Annotated in this window: 15 protein-coding genes; 9 read left to right on the forward strand and 6 right to left on the reverse strand. The window is 62.9% G+C overall.

Annotation, left to right across the window (positions count from 1 at the left end):
• Nucleotides 1–16 precede the first annotated feature (16 nt).
• Entirely contained in the window at nucleotides 17–688 is a 672-nt protein-coding gene (gene panV / locus PAN31117_RS21400) for a pandorabactin biosynthesis transcriptional regulator PanV (RefSeq protein ID WP_150663224.1), read from the reverse strand.
• A 337-nt stretch (nucleotides 689–1025) separates the two neighbouring features.
• Here panV and PAN31117_RS21405 point away from each other — a divergent pair, with 337 nt between their 5' ends.
• From PAN31117_RS21405 to PAN31117_RS21435, 7 genes are all read left to right on the forward strand, one after another.
• On the forward strand, nucleotides 1026–2999 hold the full coding sequence (locus tag PAN31117_RS21405) for an AMP-dependent synthetase/ligase (RefSeq protein WP_150739975.1): 1974 nt from the start codon (nucleotides 1026–1028) through the stop codon (nucleotides 2997–2999).
• 54 nt (nucleotides 3000–3053) lie between these two features.
• Entirely contained in the window at nucleotides 3054–3860 is an 807-nt protein-coding gene (locus PAN31117_RS21410) for an ABC transporter ATP-binding protein (RefSeq protein WP_150739976.1), read from the forward strand.
• A gap of 80 nt (nucleotides 3861–3940) precedes the next feature.
• Nucleotides 3941–4855 carry a branched-chain amino acid ABC transporter permease gene (locus tag PAN31117_RS21415; protein WP_039397508.1) on the forward strand — a complete coding sequence of 305 codons (915 nt, stop codon included), beginning with the start codon at nucleotides 3941–3943 and terminating at the stop codon, nucleotides 4853–4855.
• A gap of 69 nt (nucleotides 4856–4924) precedes the next feature.
• Nucleotides 4925–6001, forward strand: a complete 1077-nt coding sequence (locus PAN31117_RS21420; RefSeq protein ID WP_150739977.1) for a branched-chain amino acid ABC transporter permease — start codon at nucleotides 4925–4927, stop codon at nucleotides 5999–6001.
• A 79-nt stretch (nucleotides 6002–6080) separates the two neighbouring features.
• Nucleotides 6081–7415 (forward strand): ABC transporter substrate-binding protein, encoded by a 1335-nt coding sequence (locus tag PAN31117_RS21425; RefSeq protein WP_174991063.1) that lies wholly within the window; start codon nucleotides 6081–6083, stop codon nucleotides 7413–7415.
• 61 nt (nucleotides 7416–7476) lie between these two features.
• Nucleotides 7477–8289, forward strand: a complete 813-nt coding sequence (locus tag PAN31117_RS21430; RefSeq protein WP_039397512.1) for an ABC transporter ATP-binding protein — start codon at nucleotides 7477–7479, stop codon at nucleotides 8287–8289.
• A 68-nt stretch (nucleotides 8290–8357) separates the two neighbouring features.
• A complete protein-coding gene (locus PAN31117_RS21435) occupies nucleotides 8358–9596 on the forward strand; it encodes a phenylacetate--CoA ligase family protein (protein WP_150739978.1) in 1239 nt (412 codons plus the stop codon).
• Between the two features lie 329 nt (nucleotides 9597–9925).
• Here PAN31117_RS21435 and PAN31117_RS21440 read toward each other — a convergent pair whose 3' ends face one another.
• The 5 genes from PAN31117_RS21440 to PAN31117_RS21460 all read right to left on the reverse strand — a co-directional run bounded on the left by PAN31117_RS21440 (nucleotide 9926) and on the right by PAN31117_RS21460 (nucleotide 16216).
• Nucleotides 9926–10546, reverse strand: coding sequence for a 3'-5' exonuclease (locus tag PAN31117_RS21440; protein WP_150739979.1), 621 nt, complete (start codon nucleotides 10544–10546; stop codon nucleotides 9926–9928).
• Nucleotides 10547–10648: 102 nt separating this feature from the next.
• Entirely contained in the window at nucleotides 10649–10975 is a 327-nt protein-coding gene (locus tag PAN31117_RS27935; RefSeq protein ID WP_150739980.1) for a YdcA family protein, read from the reverse strand.
• A 141-nt stretch (nucleotides 10976–11116) separates the two neighbouring features.
• Nucleotides 11117–13702, reverse strand: coding sequence for a bifunctional aconitate hydratase 2/2-methylisocitrate dehydratase (gene acnB, locus PAN31117_RS21450; RefSeq protein ID WP_150739981.1), 2586 nt, complete (start codon nucleotides 13700–13702; stop codon nucleotides 11117–11119).
• 243 nt (nucleotides 13703–13945) lie between these two features.
• Complete coding sequence (locus PAN31117_RS21455) at nucleotides 13946–14731, reverse strand: AraC family transcriptional regulator (RefSeq protein ID WP_150739982.1); 786 nt, start codon at nucleotides 14729–14731, stop codon at nucleotides 13946–13948.
• Between the two features lie 183 nt (nucleotides 14732–14914).
• Complete coding sequence (locus PAN31117_RS21460; RefSeq protein WP_174991064.1) at nucleotides 14915–16216, reverse strand: MFS transporter; 1302 nt, start codon at nucleotides 16214–16216, stop codon at nucleotides 14915–14917.
• A 336-nt stretch (nucleotides 16217–16552) separates the two neighbouring features.
• Between PAN31117_RS21460 and PAN31117_RS21465 the strand changes: the two genes are divergently transcribed.
• Together PAN31117_RS21465 and PAN31117_RS21470 are read left to right on the forward strand one after the other, a co-directional pair.
• Complete coding sequence (locus tag PAN31117_RS21465) at nucleotides 16553–18307, forward strand: FAD-binding protein (RefSeq protein ID WP_174991065.1); 1755 nt, start codon at nucleotides 16553–16555, stop codon at nucleotides 18305–18307.
• A 76-nt stretch (nucleotides 18308–18383) separates the two neighbouring features.
• Nucleotides 18384–19349 carry a succinate dehydrogenase/fumarate reductase iron-sulfur subunit gene (locus PAN31117_RS21470; RefSeq protein WP_150739985.1) on the forward strand — a complete coding sequence of 322 codons (966 nt, stop codon included), beginning with the start codon at nucleotides 18384–18386 and terminating at the stop codon, nucleotides 19347–19349.
• Nucleotides 19350–19361: the final 12 nt, after the last annotated feature.

Here is a 19361-nt window from a genome sequence, read left to right on the forward strand (position 1 = left end):
CTTCGAATATCGGGTCTTACATACCGAACTCGCGCAGCCCTTCCAGATCGAGAATGGTCAGCACGCCGTAATCGACTTTGACCAATCCCGCCTGCTCCAGCACCTTCAGCGCAAGGTTCACACGCTGGCGCGAAACACCCGCAAGGTAACTCAGTTCCTCTTGTGAGATCTGCACGGTGTTGTCGTCGGACGGATACAGGTTCGGATTGAACATCGACGACAACGAACGCGCGACGCGGGCATCGGTATCGAGCAGACGCTCGTGCTCGACGGCCGCAATGAATTGCCCCAACCGTTCGTTGAGTTGCAGCGTCAGAAAGCGATTGAACGGAATGCTCGTATCGAGCAGCCAGTCGAAGGTGGCGATGGGCATATGTGCGAGCACTGAGTCGCGCAGCGCCATGACGTCATATTTCCGGATCTCGTGCTTGAGCACAGACCCTTCGCCGAACCACGCGCCCGCGGGCACACCCGTGAACGTCACTGTCTTGCCGCTGGCCGACGCCGTCGTGATCTTCACCAACCCCTCGATCACGCCGAACCATGCGTGCGTCGGATCGCCTTTGCGGCATACATAGCCCCCGTTTTCGACCGGACGCACCTGAATCTCCGCCACCACACGTGCGCGCTGATCAGGCGTCAGTCCTTGCGCCCAGGCGCTGCGCTGCAACAAGGTTTCGAGCGACATATAGGGACTTTCCCTTGATTGTCATCCTGGTGACAAATCCGCCGTGAGCCATGAGGTATCTTCGCCTTGCCTGGCAACGGCGAGACAAGCATTCCTGGCGGTCTGAACACGACGCCGAAGCACAAGTATAGAAGCTGACGGTTGCCCGGCATATCGGTAGTCGCCGTAGTCGTTTCACCGCAGTCGCTGCAGACGCTGTATGGCATTCCAAAGCAAAAATAGCGCCGCTTAAAGGCGCTGCGAGCAGTAAGGAGCGTGTCACGAGCACGCACGCCGACCGAGCCACGCCACTCCCCCTCGACAAATGTCGAAACGTGGCGAGACACAGGAGACTGGCATGCAGGAGCGGACTACCTTCCCGCGATTGTTGTTGGCCCATGCCGCGACACGGGGCGCCCGCACGGCGTATCGGGAAAAGGATTTGGGGATCTGGCAAAGCTGGAGCTGGCAGGAGGCCGCGCATGAGGTGCGCATGCTCGCCTGCGCGCTCGCCGCTGCCGGGTTCAAACGTGGTGACAATCTGGCCATCGTCGGCAATAACCGGGTGCGACTGTACTGGGCGATGACGGCCGCACAAGCCCTCGGGGGCGTGGCCGTGCCGCTGTATCAGGACGCCGTCGCTGCCGAAATGGCTCACGTGCTCGAAGACGCCGAGATCGATTTCGTCGTCGCCGAAGATCAGGAGCAGGTCGACAAGCTGCTGGAGCTGCGAGAGCGCGTGCCACACCTGTCGCACATCATCTATGAAGACCCGCGAGGCTTGCGTAATTACGATGCCGCCGGGCTGCAATCGTACACGTCGGCGCTGGAGCAGGGGCGCACCTTCAACGCGCAGCATCCGCGCTACTTCGACGATGCCGTCGCTGCCGTCGGTCCGGACGACACCGCCACCATCCTCTACACCTCCGGCACCACGGGCAAACCGAAGGGCGTCTGTCACTCGCACGCCGGGTTGATCGGTGCGGCGTATCACGGCAGCACGTTCGACCGGCTTGGCCCGGGGGACGAAGTGCTGTCCTATCTGCCGATGGCATGGGTGGGCGATCACCTGTTTTCTTATGCACAGGCGCTCGTGGCTGGCTTCACGGTCAATTGCCCCGAGTCGCCCGACACGATCTCCACCGACATGCGCGAGATCGGTCCGACCTACTACTTTGCGCCGCCTCGGGTGTACGAGAACGTGCTCACACAAGTCATGATCCGCATGGAGGACGCGAACCGTCTGAAGCGCAAGATGTTCGCGCACTTCATGGACGTGGCGAACCGCTGTGGTGCGGCCGTGCTGGATCGTCGCCCGGTCTCGTGGCTTGATCGTCTGCAATACGCGCTCGGGAACCTCTGTGTGTATGGCCCGCTGCGCAACACGCTCGGTATGAGCCGTATCCGCACGGCTTACACCGCCGGTGAGGCCATCGGCCCGGATCTGTTCCGCTTCTACCGCGCCATCGGCATCAACCTCAAACAGTTTTACGGTCAGACGGAGACGTGCGCGTATGTCTGCCTGCAACCGGATCGTCAGGTGCGATTCGACAGCGTCGGCCCGGTCGCGCCCGGCATGGAAATCAAGATTGGCGATAACGGCGAAGTGCTCGTGCGCGGCGTGGGCTTGCTCAAGGAATACTACAAGCGGCCTGAAGCCACGCGCGAGGCGCTGGACGAGGGCGGCTATTTCCGCACCGGCGACGCAGGGATCATCGATGCCGACGGCCATCTGCGCATCATCGACCGCGCCAAGGATGTCGGCAAACTCGCCTGCGGCTCGCTGTTCGCGCCGAAGTACATCGAGAACAAGCTCAAGTTCTTCTCGTATATCAAGGAGGCGGTGGCCTTCGGTGACGGCCGCGACGGCGTCTGCGCGTTCATCAACATCGATATGGATGCCGTGGGCAACTGGGCCGAGCGCAAGAACCTCGCCTACGCTGGTTACATCGATCTCGCCAGCAATCCGCTGGTTGCCGAGCTGATCCTCGGTTGCATCGAGCAAGTCAATGCCGATCTGGCGAAGGAGTCGGCGTTTGCCGCCGCACAGATTCAGCGCTTCGTGATTCTGCACAAGGAGCTGGACCCGGACGACGACGAACTGACGCGCACGCGCAAGGTGCGGCGCGCGTTCATCGCCCAGAAATACGACGTGCTGATCGATGCGTTCTACACCGGCAAGGCGACGCAATTCATCGAAACGCGCGTGAAGTTCGAAGACGGACGTGAGGGCAGTGTCAGCGCCACGCTCACGATTCATCCGGCGCGCGTAGTCGGCGTGCGTGCGCCCGTCGACGACCCTGCGCCTGCGAAGTTGCGCTGCGCGGCCTGACGCCCCCGACGAACCCAACGCTACCCCCGGCCCGGCATTGCCGCAGGAGAAGGTATGAGTGAGCACCGCAAGACTGGCGAAGTATTGCTCGATTTGCAGCACATCAGCTTGTCGTTCGGCGGCGTCAAGGCGTTGACGGATATCTCGTTCAACGTGATGGCGCACGAGATCCGCGCCATCATCGGCCCGAACGGCGCGGGCAAGAGTTCGATGCTCAACGTCATCAACGGCGTCTATCACCCGCAGCAGGGAACGATCGTCTTTCGCGGCGAAGTGCGTGAGCGCATGCATCCGACGTCCGCCGCACGGCAGGGCGTGGCGCGCACGTTCCAGAACATCGCCTTGTTCAAGGGCATGTCCGTGCTCGACAACATCATGACGGGACGCAATACCCGCATGCGCGCCGGCCTGCTGGCCAGCGCTCTCTGGTGGGGGAAAGCGCGTCAGGAAGAGATGGCCAATCGCGCCAAGGTTGAAGAGATCATCGACTTTCTCGAAATTCAGCACATCCGCAAGACGCCGGTCGGACGGTTGCCGTACGGCCTGCAAAAGCGTGTCGAGCTGGCGCGCGCACTGGCTGCCGAACCCGAACTGCTATTGCTCGACGAGCCGATGGCGGGCATGAACCTCGAAGAGAAGCGCGACATGTGCCGCTTCATTCTCGAAGTGAACGAAGAGTTCGGCACGACCATCGTGCTGATCGAGCACGACATGGGCGTAGTGATGGACATCTCCGATCGTGTGGTGGTGCTGGACTACGGCAAGAAGATCGGTGACGGCACCCCCGCCGAAGTCCGTACCGACCCCGAGGTGATCCGCGCCTATCTCGGCGCAGCACAGGGCATGCCTGCGGCGGCGTGATCGTCAGGGCGGTAATCGGAAGCCTCGAACACCGAACATCGAATGGCAGTTGACTGAGCGTTGGCACACTGGAGACATCGATGCAGTTCTTCTTCGAAATCCTGATCGGCGGGCTGCTCTCGGGCGTGATGTATTCGCTCGTGGCGCTCGGTTTTGTCCTGATCTTCAAAGCGTCCGGCGTGTTCAATTTCGCGCAGGGCGCGATGGTGTACTTCGCGGCCCTGTCGGTCGTTGGTCTCATGGAGCGCGGCTTGCCCCTGTGGGCGGCGGCCATTGGCGCGTTCGTCGTGATGGTGCTGATGAGCATGGCGACGGAGCGTTTCGTGCTGCGCAAGCTCGTGAACCAGTCGCCGATCACGCTCTTCATGGCGACCATCGGCCTGTCGTTCTTCCTCGAAGGCCTGGCGCCGCTGTTGTGGGGCAACGAAGTGCGTCCGTTGTCGCTGGGCATCGTGGACGAACCCATCGCCTCGATCATGGATTCGACTGGGGTACTGGTGAGCAGTTTCGATCTCGCGGCCGCCGGGATTGCGGCGGTGCTGGTCGCGCTGCTGGCGCTGTTCTTCAAGGCGACTAGCATCGGCCGTGCGTTGCGTGCGGTCGCCGACGACCATCAGGCAGCGCTCTCGCTGGGCATTCCGTTGCAGCGCATCTGGGTGGTCGTGTGGAGCGTGTCGGGCTTCGTCGCGCTGGTGGCGGGCATGTTGTGGGGCTCGCGCAATGGCGTGCAGTTCGCGCTCACGATGACCGCGCTCAAGGCGCTGCCCGTACTGATTCTCGGTGGCTTCACGTCGATCCCCGGCGCGATTGTGGGCGGGTTGATCATCGGTGCGGCGGAAAAGCTCGCGGAGATCTACGTGCCGCAGCTGCTGCAGAGCCAGTTCGGCGGCAATTTCGGTGGCATCGAGGGCTGGTTCCCTTACGTCTTCGCACTGCTGTTCCTGCTGGTACGCCCGGAAGGGCTGTTCGGCGAACGGCACATCGACCGGGTCTGACCGGGAGGCTGACCGCATCGGTCATTCGAATCGGAAAGCACGCGCAAGCATTCATCGCAGAGGCCACACATGTTCTATCGCGAAGCTGGGCAGTTCAAGACATCCTACGTCGCCGACAGCCAGATTTTCCCGATCCGGCAGGACCGGATAGCCGTTTGCAGCCTGCTCGTCGTGGCGTTCGGCATCCTGCCGTGGATCGCCTCCGAGTACTGGCTGACGGCTATCCTCGTGCCGTTCCTGGTGTTCTCGCTCGCGGCGCTGGGACTGAACCTGCTGACGGGCTACGCAGGGCAACTGTCGCTCGGCACGGCGGCGTTCATGGCCGTGGGCGCTTATGCCTCCTACAACTTCCAGTTGCGTATCGAGGGCATGCCGATTCTGGCCTCGTTCGCACTGGGGGGCGTGTGTGCGGCGCTCGTGGGCATTGCGTTCGGTCTGCCGTCGCTGCGCATCAAGGGCTTCTATCTCGCGGTGGCGACGCTCGCCGCGCAGTTCTTCGTGCTCTGGGTGCTCACCAAATTTCCCTGGCTCTCGAACAACAGTTCGTCGGGCGTGATCACGGCGCAGAAGATCTCGGTGTTCGGCGTGGACGTGGATACGCCGGTGCGCAAGTACCTGTTCGTGCTGGGTGTGGTGACGCTGATGGCGCTCATCGCGAAGAATCTGGTGCGCTCGCATATCGGCCGCGCGTGGATGGCCGTGCGCGACATGGACGTCGCCGCCGAGGTCATCGGCATTCCGCTCATGCGGGTCAAGCTACTCGCCTTCGCGGTGAGTTCGTTCTACTGCGGCGTGGCGGGTGCGCTCTATGCGTACTGCTACCTCGGCTCCGTGGAGCCGGACGGCTTCTCGCTCGACCTGTCGTTCCGCATTCTGTTCATGATCATCATCGGTGGCGTGGGCAGCATACTCGGCAGCTTTCTGGGCGCGGCGTTCATTCTGCTGCTGCCGATCTTTCTCGACAGCACCCTGCCGACGATTGCGACCTTCCTGCATTTGCCCTTCACCAACGCCACCGTCTCGCATATCCAGTTGATGGTGTTCGGCGGTCTCATCATCTTTTTCCTGATTGCCGAACCGCATGGGCTGGCGCGGCTCTGGCAGATTGCCAAGGAGAAGCTGCGTATCTGGCCCTTCCCGCATTGAGGTTTGTCAGCCGGCGGCCTTTGTTATCGGTTGCCGGTGAACGTTTGGTCACACACAAAACCACAGATGGAGACACAGCATGAACACGAAACAGTTGACGACATCGTTGAGCTCGCTGGCATTGGCGCTGGCGCTCGGCACGGGGGCGGTGGGGACATCGTTCGCGCAGTCGAACGATCAGTTCATCGCGCTGGCTGACTATCGCGTTGGCCCGTACGGCGCGAACGGGCAATCGTTCTACGGCGGGTTCATCGACTATCTGCAATACGTCAATCTGAAGAACGGCGGCGTGAACGGCGTCAAGCTCACGTGGGAAGAGTGCGAGACCGAGTACAACAACGCCAAGGGCGTGGAGTGCTACGAGCGTCTCAAGGGCAAGAACCCGGTGACCAAGGGCACTGCGTATCACACGATGGCGACGGGCATCTCCTACGCGCTGATCGACAAGACCGCGACCGATCAGGTGCCGCTCGTCATGATGGGCTATGGCCGCACCGACGCTGTCGACGGCACCGTGTTCCCGTGGGCTTTCCCGCTCGTGACGACCTATCAGATGCAGGCGTCCGCCATCATCAAGTTCCTCGCCGACAAGAACGGCGGATCGCTGAACGGCAAGAAGATCGTCTTCCTGTATCACGACTCGGCATACGGCAAGGAGCCGATTGTCGCGATGCAAGCCGAGTCCAAGATCAACAAGTTCAACCTGATCGAGATTCCGGTGGCGCACCCGGGCAACGAACAGGGCGCGCAGTGGCTGCGCATTCGTCAGGAGAACCCGGATTACGTCGTGTTCTGGGGCTGGGGTGTGATGAACCAGACGGCGCTCAAGGCCGCGCAAAAGGTCGGCTATCCGCGCGAGAAGATCATCGGCAGCTGGTGGGCTGGGTCGGAGGAGGACACGATCCCGGCAGGTCCGGCCGCCAAGGGCTATATGAGTGCGACGTGGAACGTGGCGGGTAAGCAGGTGCCGCTGATCGCAGACATCGAAAAGGTGGTCTACGGCGCGGGCAAGGGGAATATGCAGGACCCGTCGAAGGTCGGCTCGGTGCTGTACAACCGTGGCGTCTCGGCGGCCGTGGCGACGGTCGAAGCGCTGAACACCGCGCAGAACAAGTTCGGCAAGGGCAAGGTGTCGACGCCGGTGCAGGTGCGCTGGGCGTTCGAGAACCTGAACATCGACGCGGCGCGCCTGAAGGCGCTCGGGGCGACGGGGCTGCTGCCGGACATCAAGACGAGCTGCGAAGACCACGAAGGCTCGGGCAAGGTCCGCATTCAGCAATGGGACGGCGCCAAGTGGGTGATGGTGTCCGACTGGATCGAAGGCAATCGCCGTCTGATCCACCCGTTGTTCGAAGCGTCGGCCAAGCAGTACGCCAAAGAGAAAGGCATGACGCCCGCCTGCTACAAGGGCTGATGAAGGGTTGAGGATCCGCTGCCGGTCATGGGCACCGGCAGCACCGATTTCGGAGTGATGCATGGAAGCGAGTTTGCGCGTCAACAACATCGAAGTCATTTACGACCACGTCATTCTGGTGCTCAAAGGCGTGTCGCTGATCGTGCCTGAGGGCAAGATCGTGGCGCTGCTCGGGGCCAACGGCGCGGGCAAGAGCACGACGCTCAAGGCCATCTCGAATCTGTTGCATGCGGAACGCGGCGAGGTGACGAAAGGCACGATCGACTATCGCGGGGAACGGGTCGAGCAACTGACGCCCAACGGACTGGTCAAGCGCGGGGTGATTCAGGTGATGGAGGGACGTCACTGCTTCGGGCATCTGACCATCGAAGAGAATCTGCTGACGGGCGGCTATGTGCGGCACGCATCGCGCAGTGCACAGCAGCACGCGCTGGAGCGCATTTACGCCTACTTCCCGCGTCTGAAGACGCGGCGCAAGTCGCAGGCGGGCTACACCTCCGGTGGCGAGCAGCAGATGTGCGCCATCGGGCGCGCCATGATGGCCCAGCCGTCGATGATTCTGCTCGACGAACCGTCGATGGGGCTCGCGCCGCAGATCGTCGAAGAGATCTTTACGATCGTGCGCGACCTGAATCAGCGCGAGAACGTCAGTTTCCTGCTCGCGGAGCAGAACACGATGGCCGCGCTGCGCTACGCGGACTACGGCTACATCCTTGAGAACGGGCGCGTCGTGATGGATGGCGACGCGACGTCGCTGCGCGATAACGAGGACGTCAAGGAGTTCTACCTGGGCATCGCCAAAGACGGGGCGAGCAGTGCGGGGAGCTTCCGAAACGTCAAGAGCTACCGGCGGCGCAAGCGCTGGATTGCCTGAGCGAGAGCGTCATCGAGTGACTCACGCACTCGCGTTTTTTCGTTAATCCTCATCGTTGATCCGTTGATATGAACGATTACTTCGACACGCTGGAAATCCGTGCGCCAGAGGTTCGCGAGAAGGCGTTGCTGGCGGCGCTCCCGGCGCAGGTCTCGCATGCCCGCACGCATGCCGCCTACTTTTCCGAGGCGTTGAGCGATATCGACGCCAGCGAGATCGACTCGCGTGACGCGCTGGCCGGGTTGCCCGTCACGCGCAAATCGGATCTGGCGGCGTTTCAGGTGCGTCATCCGCCACTGGGCGGTCTGAACGCCACGCCCGTGAGCGGCCTTGCGCACGTCTACCAGTCACCCGGTCCGATCTACGAGCCGGACGGGCGCGGCAGCGACTGGTGGCGCTTTGCACGGGCGATGTACGCGGCAGGGCTGCGTCCGGGCGATCTGGTCTACAACACGTACTCGTATCACTTCACGCCCGCTGGCATGATGATCGAGACGGGGGCGGCGCGGCTGGGGTGTTGCGTATTCCCCGCTGGCGTCGGGCAGACGGAACTGCAACTGGAAGCCATCCGGCACCTGAAGCCTGGCGCGTATGCGGGCACGCCGTCGTTCCTGAAGATTCTGATCGAGAAGGGCGAAGCGGCCGGGGCGGACCTCAGCTGCATCCGTCGCGCGACGCTTTCGGGCGAAGCGTTGCCGCCATCGTTGCGCGAGTGGTTCAACGGCCGGGGGATCACTGCGCGCCAGCTGTATGGCACTGCGGATCTGGGGCTGATTGCCTTCGAGAGCGATGCACAGGCGGGGCTGATCGTCGACGAAAACGTGCTGGTGGAGCTGGTCGAGCCGGGCGGCACGAAGCCGGTGCCCATGGGGGAGATTGGCGAAGTCGTGGTGACGAACTTCAACCCGGATTACCCGCTGATTCGCTTCGCGACCGGTGACCTGTCGGCGGTGGAAGCGGGTATCAGTCCTTGCGGGCGCACGAACATGCGTCTCAAGGGCTGGCTCGGGCGCGCGGATCAGACGGTAAAGGTGCGCGGCATGTTTGTTCATCCCGGGCAAATCGGCGAGATTGGCAAACGTTACCCGGAGCTGGTGCGGCTGCGTCTGCGCGTGGAGGGGCGGGTGGGGGATGACCGCATGCGTCTGCTGTGCGAGACGAACGACACGCCGCCGGATGGACTGGCGGCACGTCTGCAAGAGACGTTGCGCGACGTGACGCGACTGCGCGGTGAGGTGGATTTCGTCGCCGTCGGGTCGTTGCCGACCGATGGCAAGCTGGTGGAGGATGCGCGGGCTTACGACTGACGCCGCGTACTCCTGGAAGTCCCGCAGGCGCGCGTGATATCGACGACATCGACGATATCCGCGCGCTTTCTTGTTTCTGCTTACCGCTTCACGACAGTGCGGTCGGCGACGGTGTGCTGACAGCGTCCGGTGCCTGCGTCGCCCGGCGGCGCTTGGTGCCAGCGAGCAGAATGCCGAGGGCTGCGAGCATGGCCGGTATCGCCAGAATCTTGAACAGCCCGGCGTTGCTCAAGTCAGCTGCGGGCGTGCTGAAATTGCTGCGCGACGATCTGGATTTGCTTGAACGGCATATCAAGCGGTGAGGGAGTCGGTGGGCGGACTGATGCCTGTTACGCCGTTGTGCTTTGCGCGAGTGAGCGCAGCAACGTCGGCACTTTGTCCTTGCTGGTGGTTTGCACGCGTGCGATTAAGGCGTGATCCACGCGCTTGAGGCCGTAGGTGCGTGAGATGTCCTCGTGCATGCGACGCCAAAGGTGCGTCGTCATCTCCGCGTCGACCATCGCCCTGTGGGCACGACCGGTCTTTGGAAGCTGAAGGAGATCGGCGAGGCTGGAGAGGCGGTGATTCCGGGCGTGCGGGTAGAGGCGCCGGGCGGTCAGCATCGTGCAGGCGAAGACGTGGTCCGAGCGCGCGCCCAGCATGGCGAGTTCTGCTTGCCAGAAGCGCTTGTCGAACCCCGCGTTGTGCGCGACGACCGGGCAGTTGCCAACGAACTGCGCGGCCTCGCGCATGACCTGCGAGACGGGCGGTGCGCCCGCGATCATATCGTTCGTAATGCCGGTGAGCGCGGCGACGTCCGACGGAATGCGCCGTCCGGCGTTCATCAGACTCTGATAGCGATCCACGATCTGCCCGTCGCGCAGCAGGATGACGGCGATTTCGGTGGCCCGATCGCCCTGCGTCGGCGACAGGCCGGTGGTTTCAAAGTCGAGGATCGCTACGGTTTGCATGCCACTTCTCAAATGGACGTCGTCCTTGGGAGGACTACGTTGGCCAACATCGGAATTTTGCCGGTGATTTTACAGGGACTTGATGATGTACCGAACGTGGCGTCACTTTCTGAAATAAGACTTCTTCCCGCCGTCGGCATAGCAAAACGTACCACCTCTGGGGCCAGTGCAATAGGTCCCAGAGCGGCACGTGCAGTCGTCATTTCCGGGCCATGATAGCGTCTTGGGCGAAAGGGCCGGGGCGCTAGTGCCCGGCATCGAGCAAATACGTTTCGACGCGCTGATCGAACCGTCGCGGCAAAGAAATTGCTCTCCGACGCACCGTTCTATTCCCCCCTTGCTGCCGGAGCAAGGATAGTTCGCCGCGTGCGCGAAAGCCGAAACGCACATCGCTAAGAAAAGCAGACTGAGACGCATCGTTATCCTCATTTTATCGACGGATCATACGATGACTTTAGAGGCGCTGCGGCCTTGTCCATGAGCGGGGCGTAAAAAAAGCGCCGCAAGCTTCTCGCTGGCGGCGCCTTTTCAAACTACGGTGCAGACGTCGCACCGTAGTCCGGCAAGTGCTTAGATCTGCACCGTGTCGGCAACTTCCTTGAAGTCTTCGATCTGATCGAAGTTCATGTACTTGTAGATCTTGTCGCCGTTGGATGCGAGCACGCCCATGTCGGCCATGTACTCTTCCTTAGTCGGGATCTTGCCCAGACGCGAGCAGATCGCAGCCAGTTCTGCCGAGCCGAGGTACACGTTCGTGTTCTTGCCCAGACGGTTCGGGAAGTTACGGGTCGACGTCGACATGACCGTCGCGCCTTCGCGCACTTGTGCCTGATTACCCATGCACAGCGAGCAGCCCGGCATTTCGGTGCGAGCACCGGCCGTGCCGAACACGCCGTAGTGACCTTCTTCCGTCAGTTGCTTCTGGTCCATCTTGGTCGGCGGGGCGACCCACAGCTTGACCGGAATGTCGCGCTTGCCTTCGAGCAGCTTCGATGCGGCGCGGAAGTGACCGATATTGGTCATGCACGAACCGATGAACACTTCGTCGATGGTCGCACCGGCAACGTCCGACAGCGTCTTCACGTCGTCCGGATCGTTCGGGCAGGCCACGATCGGCTCATGGATGTCGGCCAGATCGATTTCGATGACGGCAGCGTATTCGGCGTCGGCATCCGGCGAGAGCAGTTGCGGGTCGGCCAGCCACTGTTCCATGGCCGTGATACGGCGTTGCAGGCTGCGCGGATCCTGATAGCCCTGCGCGATCATCCACTTGAGCAGCGTGACGTTGCTGTTCAGGTATTCGATGATCGGTTCCTTGTTCAGGTGCACCGTGCAACCGGCGGCCGAACGCTCAGCGGAGGCGTCCGACAGCTCGAACGCTTGCTCAACCTTCAGTTCGGGCAGGCCCTCGATTTCGAGGATGCGACCCGAGAAGATGTTCTTCTTGCCTTGCTTGGCGACCGTCAGCATGCCTTGCTTGATGGCGTACAGCGGGATTGCGTTGACGAGGTCACGCAGCGTGACGCCCGGTTGCATCTTGCCCTTGAAGCGGACCAGCACCGATTCCGGCATGTCCAGCGGCATCGTGCCGGTGGCTGCGGCAAAGGCGACCAGACCCGAGCCTGCCGGGAAGCTGATGCCGATCGGGAAGCGGGTATGCGAGTCGCCGCCGGTGCCAACGGTGTCCGGCAGCAGCATGCGGTTGAGCCACGAGTGGATCACGCCGTCGCCCGGACGCAGCGCGATACCGCCACGGTTGCTGATGAAGTTCGGCAGCGTCTGGTGCGTCTTCACGTCCACCGGCTTCGGATAAGCGGCCGTGTGGCAGAACGATTGCATGACGAGGTCGGCCGAGAAGCCGAGGCAAGCCAGATCCTTCAGTTCGTCTCGGGTCATCGGGCCCGTCGTGTCTTGCGAGCCGACCGAGGTCATCTTGGGTTCGCAGTAGGTGCCCGGACGGACGCCCTGACCTTCCGGCAGACCGCAGGCGCGACCCACCATCTTCTGTGCCAGCGAGAAGCCGCGGCCGCTGTCCGACGGCTGTTGAGCCAGACGGAACAGCGTCGACGGCGCGAGACCCAGCGCTTCACGCGCCTTGGCGGTCAGGCCGCGGCCGATGATCAGGGGAATACGGCCGCCGGCGCGCACTTCGTCGAACAACACGTCGGACTTGACCTGGAACTCGGCAATCACGGCGCCGTTCTTCAGAGCGCGGCCTTCGTACGGACGCAGTTCGACCACGTCACCCATTTCCATCTGCGACACGTCGAGTTCGATCGGCAGTGCGCCGGCGTCTTCCATCGTGTTGTAGAAAATCGGGGCAATCTTGCTGCCGAGGCACACACCGCCGAAGCGCTTGTTCGGGATGAAGGGAATGTCTTCGCCCGTGAACCACAGCACCGAGTTGGTGGCCGACTTGCGCGAGGAACCCGTGCCGACGACGTCGCCGACATAAGCGACGAGGTGACCCTTTTCCTTGAGCGACTCGATGAATTTGATCGGACCGCGCTTGCCGTCTTCTTCCGGGGTGATGCCGGGGCGGGCATTCTTGAGCATCGCCAGGGCGTGCATCGGAATGTCGGGGCGGGTGGTGGCGTCCGGGGCCGGCGAGAGATCGTCGGTGTTGGTTTCGCCCGTGACCTTGAATACGGTGATGGTCAGGCTTTGCGGGACTTCCGGGCGGCTCGTGAACCATTCGGCGTCGGCCCAGCTTTGCAGGACGGCGCGTGCGTTGGCGTTGCCCTTGTCGGCGAGTTCCTTGACGTCATGGAACTGGTCGAACATCAGCAGGGTTTTCTTGAGCGCATCGGCCGCGACGGTGCCGACTTCGGCGTCCGACAGCAGCTCGATGAGCGGGGCGATGTTGTAGCCGCCGAGCATCGTGCCGAGAAGTTCGGTGGCACGGGCGCGGGTGATCAGTGCGCAGGCCGTTTCGCCCTTGGCGACAGCCGCGAGGAAACCGGCCTTCACGCGGGCGGCTTCGTCAACACCGGCGGGCACGCGGTTCGTGATCAGATCGACCAGCGTCTGCGCTTCGCCAGCGGGCGGGTTGGTCAGCAGTTCGACCAGTTCGGCGGTCTGCTGAGCGGTCAGCGGCAGGGGAGGAATACCCAACGCGGCGCGGGCGGCCACGTGTTCACGATAGTTTTCAAGCATGAGGAGACCTGCTGATGTTGCGTTTCGGGGGAGGTTTTGAGGCCTCCAAGGCTTGTTCCAGTACGGCTTTTGCCCGTGATTTTAGTCCCTATGCAAGGCAAGGTCAAATGTCTTATGTCTTATATAAGACTTGACGAATAGTGATGCTTTTAGGAGGGAACATGCGACATAAGGGCAGGGGGGGGGCGTGCGCCGGGGAGGCGGCAGGACGGCGCAGCAGCCGGTACGGACCGCTACCCCGGATCAGGCGAAGTACTGGCCGGGCGTGCGTCCGAGGGATTTGCGGAACATTTCGATGAAGCCCGTCGTGCTCTCGTAGCCCAGCTCGTTGGCGACCGCGGAGACGGCCCGGCCTTCGGCCAGTCGGTACAGCGCTTCTTGCAGGCGGACATGGCGTCGCCATTCGTCGAACGTCTGGTTGAGTTCGCGGGTGAACAGGCGTGACAGGGTGCGCGAACTGGCCCCGACGTGATCGCCCCATTCCTGGAGTGTCCGGTTGTCGGACGGCTCGCGCAGGAATTCGGTGCAAAGGCGGGCGAGACGTCGTTCACGCGGTATTTCGAGCGACAGCGGGATTTCGTCGCTGAATTCGAGTTCGTCGCGGATGATCTCGAAGAATTTGTCGACGTGACGCTTGCGTAGAAGCGGCTCGTCGGTGGATGCCGCGCGCAGGATCAGTTCGCGCATCAGGTTGGAGACGACAAGCGGCTCGCATGTCTTGGGCAAGTCGGCGACGACGTGCGGCGAGATCAGCAGGTTGTGCATGCCGAACGATGCCCGCAGCCGTACGGCGTGCAACGTCATCGGTGGAATCCAGACGGCGCGCTGTGGAGGGACGACCCAGGTGCCGCGTGGGGTGTCGACGCACATGATGCCTTCGCCGCCGTACAGCACCTGACCATAGGGGTGGACGTGGGGCTCGACGCCGCCCCCAGCGGGGAACTCGAAGGCCAGACCGACCATGGGGGCTGGCGAAATTCGCGACTCGAAGAACTCGACGTCCTGTGCGGTGATGATCCGGGTCTGCATGACGGCCCCCGAGGCGTTAACGTACGGTAACGGACGTTAAGAGACGTTAAAGGAAAGAAATGCTCGTTTCATTCTTTCCTTAACATCCGTCGTCGGACATGGGGGTTAACGTGGGTGGTCTCGGGATCGGGCGGAAGGAGGGGGATAGTCCAGGAGGGCAGCGCTGCCCTCCGGCGCAATGGCTCATTCGAGCGGTTGACCAAGTGTCTCCGGCATGCGGATCACCGCGAGGACCGTCAGCAGATTGAGTGCGATCAGATAGGCGGCAAACCACCCCAGATGGCCGTGATCGGCCATCCAGTTCTGAAGGTAGGGGGCCGTTCCGCCGAAGATCGCGACCGTCAGCGAGTACGGAATGGCCACGCCGGTGGCGCGAATACGTGTGGGGAAAAGCTCGGCATAGACCGCCGGGGCGATGGCCGTCCATGCGGCAAGGACCACCAGTCCGGCGCAGATCGCCAGCGTGAGGCGGGCGAAGGAGCCGTCGATGAGCATTAGCAGGGGCACGATGACGAGCGCCGAGCCGCCAGCCCCCATCAGCAGGTTCAGCCTGCGGCCGATGCGATCGGACAGTGCGCCCCAGAACGGTTGCACGGCCATGTAGACGAGGCAGCCGATGCACAGTGCCCATAGCCCCTGACGGGCATCGACGCCCTTGAAGTGCGTGGCGAAGGTGATGGCCCCGGACATCCAGGTATTGAACGTCAGCGTCGGTCCGGCGGTGAGCGCGATGATTCGCAGCACCGATGCGCGATGCTCCCAGATCGCGTGCGCCATCGGTTGCACGGGCGCACCGGCGCGTGCTTCGTTTTGCTCCTGTTCGAAGGCGGACGTTTCCTTGAGCCTGCCGCGCAGGAACAGCGCATACACCCCGAGGGCCGCACCGAGGAAGAAGGGGATGCGCCAGCCGTAGCGGGTCATCTCGTCCGTGGAAAAGACCTGCGTGAGTATCAGTCCCACGGCAGTCGCGAGCAGCGAGCCGCCCGTAATGGCGATGAACATGCTGCTCGACCAGAGGCCCCGGCGGTGCACGGGGGCGCTTTCCACGAGGAACGTGAACGATGCGCCGATCTCGCCGCCGAGCCCGAAGCCCTGGAGCAGGCGTCCGAAGACGAGCAACGCCGGTGCCATCAATCCGATGGAGGCATACGTCGGCGATACGGCGATGACGAGGCACCCTGCGGCAGTGACGGCCATCGAAGCCACCATCGCAAAGCGACGTCCCCGGCGGTCGGACAGCCAGCCGAAATAGATACCACCGATGGGTCGCAGCAGGAAGCCGACGGCGAAGACGGCGAGCGTGGACAGGAAGGCGGCGGTCGGGTCTTCGGCGTGGAAGAACTGGGTCGAGAAATAGCGGGAAAAGAGTACGAACGACGCGAAGTCGTACCACTCAAGCGCGTTACCGATACCCGCGCCCAAGATGACCGACTTGGCGGGTGAGCCGCGCTCGTTGCGGGCGACGGCTTGCAGGGTCGCATCCATGGTGTGTCTCCTGATGGCTGATTGTCGTTGTGGTTGGTCTTGTTTGTCCTGATGCCCTGACCACATTAGCGCCGCTGCCCTGCCACGCACACCGCGCGCGGGACAACACATATCGCAAAACGGACAGAATTTTTGAGCGGCTCACACGCCCGGCTGCCGATGGCTGTCGTCCGACCATCTTTCTTGGCTCTCCCTGTCGGTTCCCCCACTTTGGCCGCTTTGCTGGATGGCGTGTCCCGATCGCCGCATTGGCGCGGGGCCGGGCTGTCCACAATGGTCACGTTCCATTCAGCAGTTTCAAAAATCCATGACCGGCCCGAGGAGGGCGCTATTGCGATGAGGGTGATCGATTGCGATGTCGTAGTCGTGGGCGGCGGCGGTGCAGGCACCTATGCCGCGCTGCGTCTGCACGACCTGGGGTTGAAGCCGATGTTGATCTCGAAGGGGCTGGTCGGCAAGAGCGGTGCGTCGATCATGGCCGGGGCGGTGATCGTCGGCTCGAAGATGCTCGGCGGCACCGCGCAGAACGCCGCCAGTTCGCTCGAATTCTTCGCGAAGTACTACAGCCACTTTCTGGTCGATCAGTCGTATCTGGCGGCCGCGGGGCACTGGATCGAGAACACGTTCTATCCGGAGATGGAGTCGCTCGGATTGCTGTTTTCGCGCGAGGCCGACGGGCAGATCGCGATGAGTCACTCACCGGTGCGCTGGGCGGTCGCGCCAATGCAGGGGCAGACCGGCATTCTGCTGATGGATATCCGGCGCAAGCAGTTGCAGGCGTGCGGCATTCCGATGCATGAGGAATGCGTGGTGACGGCGCTGCTGCGCAACGAGAACGGCGAAGTTTGCGGGCTGACCGCGCTCGATTACGTGCGCGGCGAGATGTTTGCGGTGCATGCCAAGGCCGTTGTGATGGCGACGGGGCACGCCGACCGGATGGTACGTCGCTCCACGGGAACGCGGGAGCAAACCGGAGACGGCATTGCGCTGGCACTGCGCGCGGGGGCCGAGATGACCAATCTGGAGATGCAGTTCTGGCACATCAGTGACTTTGCGCATCCGCCGACCTGGCAGCGTCTGCACATCTATCCGAATCCGCTTGTCGGCACCGATCAAAGTTCGCGTGTGTACAACGCGCAAGGCGAGTGCTTCTTCGAGCAGTCGCGTGACGCGCCAGCCGCGCTCGCGCCTTACACGCTTCAGGTCAAGAGACTCACGCAACAGGTGTTAGCGGGCAAGGCGCGCTTCAGTGGCGGCTATTACACGTCGTACAGCCACGTCGATGCGGCGGTGTTGCGGCGTTACCAGTACGCCGGTTCGGCGTTCGAGAAGCTGGGGCTCGACATCACGCGCGACAAGGTCGAAGCGCGCACCACCATGCATTACCGGCAAGGCGGCATCGAGTCGGATCCTCATTCGATGCGCACAAGTGTCGACGGATTGTGGGTTGCAGGTGGCGTGGGCGCGCATGTCACGGGGAGTCTGGCCGTCGCGATTTACGACGGTGGGCTGGTCGCCGAGTCGATTGCTGGCAGCTTGCCGGACCGACATCGTCACGACGGCATGACCGAGCAGCAGATTCGGGCGGAAGCGTCGCGGGTGGAGGGGTTGAGGCACAGAGCAGACGCGGGCGGCCGAGCCGCCGACAGCGAGGCTGGGCGGCAGCCACTCGCCCCCATGCACGTCAAGACCGGTATCTGGGACGTGATGGACGAGGCGTACGGACTGATCAAGAGCGGCGACACCATGCGCGCCGGTCTGGCGCGGCTTGCGGCGATGCGCGAGCGCGAGCTTCCGCGCATGACGCCGCCGAGCGCCTCGCGCCGGTTCAACACCGCCTGGCTCGATGCGCTCGACGCCCACAACCTGATCGACGTGTGCGAAGTCACGCTGCAAAGCGCGTTGAAGCGCGAGGAGAGCCGGGGCAGTTTCTACCGCACGGACTTTCCGTACGTCGATAACACCGCATGGCAGTGCAAGAACATCGTCGCGCGCGACGGCGACGCTTACCGGTTTCGACGTGAGCGCTACCCCGAGGGGGCCATCGCGCCCGGATTCGAGCGGCAGGAGTATTTCAGCGTGCCGTGGTGAGCCATGTGAGGCGAGACGGCAGGCGTCGGGACACGGACCGGGTCGGACCGGTCGACTTTGCTGGGAGAGGGGACACATGCATTCGGATGTCAGGCAATTTCGGGGTGACAGCGATAGCGACAGTGAGCTGACGACGGTGACGTTGCACATTTCGCGTTTCGATCCGGAGACGGACACTGCGCCCTATGTCGAGACCTATGCGGTGCCGACGGTGCCGCACATGCGAATCATCGACGCACTGAACTACGTGCAGGAAGCGCTGGGGGTGGACATCGGCTATCGATGGTATTGCGGCACAAAGAAGTGCGGGACTTGCGCCGTGCGGATGAACGGCCGGGAGGTGCTGGCGTGCTGGGAGGCGGCGCAAGCGGAGATGCATATCGAGCCGCTGCGTCATCTGCCGTTGATTCGCGACCTGGCGGTCGACCGGGCACCGGCCGAGGCGAAGCTGGTGTCGTTGCAGACGTGGCTCCAGCGAACGCGTCCGTATGGCGGGTTTCCGGAACCGGTCGATGCCGTAAACGCCGCGACACTCCGGGCGACGATGGACTGCCTGAGTTGTCTGGCGTGCTATTCGGCGTGTCCGGTGCTTGATTTTCCCGACGACATCGCGTTCGCGGGGCCTGCGCCGTTGGTGCATCTGGCCCGTGTTGCGCTGGACGCCCGGGACGACGCCCCCCGTCTGCAAGCCATTCTGGACGAGGCGCATGTCCACCATTGCGTCTCCTGCTACCACTGCGAAGCCGTCTGCCCCGCGCATATTCCGATCGTGAGTGCCGCTATCGAACCGCTCAAGCAGTTGGCCTATGCGCGTGCGCCGGAAGCGTCGCCGCATGCGCGCACGTTCATGGAGATCGTCGAGAGACGCGGGCGCATCGAGCCCATGTTGCTGGTGCTTGGGACGCGGGGCTGGCGCGCGGCGCTGCAACGTCCCGGACGCACGTTGAGGCTGATGCTGCGCGGCAAGGTGCGGCCGCTGGCGGCGCTGTTGCGCCGACCTGTGGAGGGGATCGAGGCCATCCGGCGCATTTTCTTTCGTTGAGTTCATTTCTGG

The organism is Pandoraea anapnoica (assembly GCF_902459765.1).
GTDB classification, from domain to species: Bacteria; Pseudomonadota; Gammaproteobacteria; order Burkholderiales; family Burkholderiaceae; genus Pandoraea; species Pandoraea anapnoica.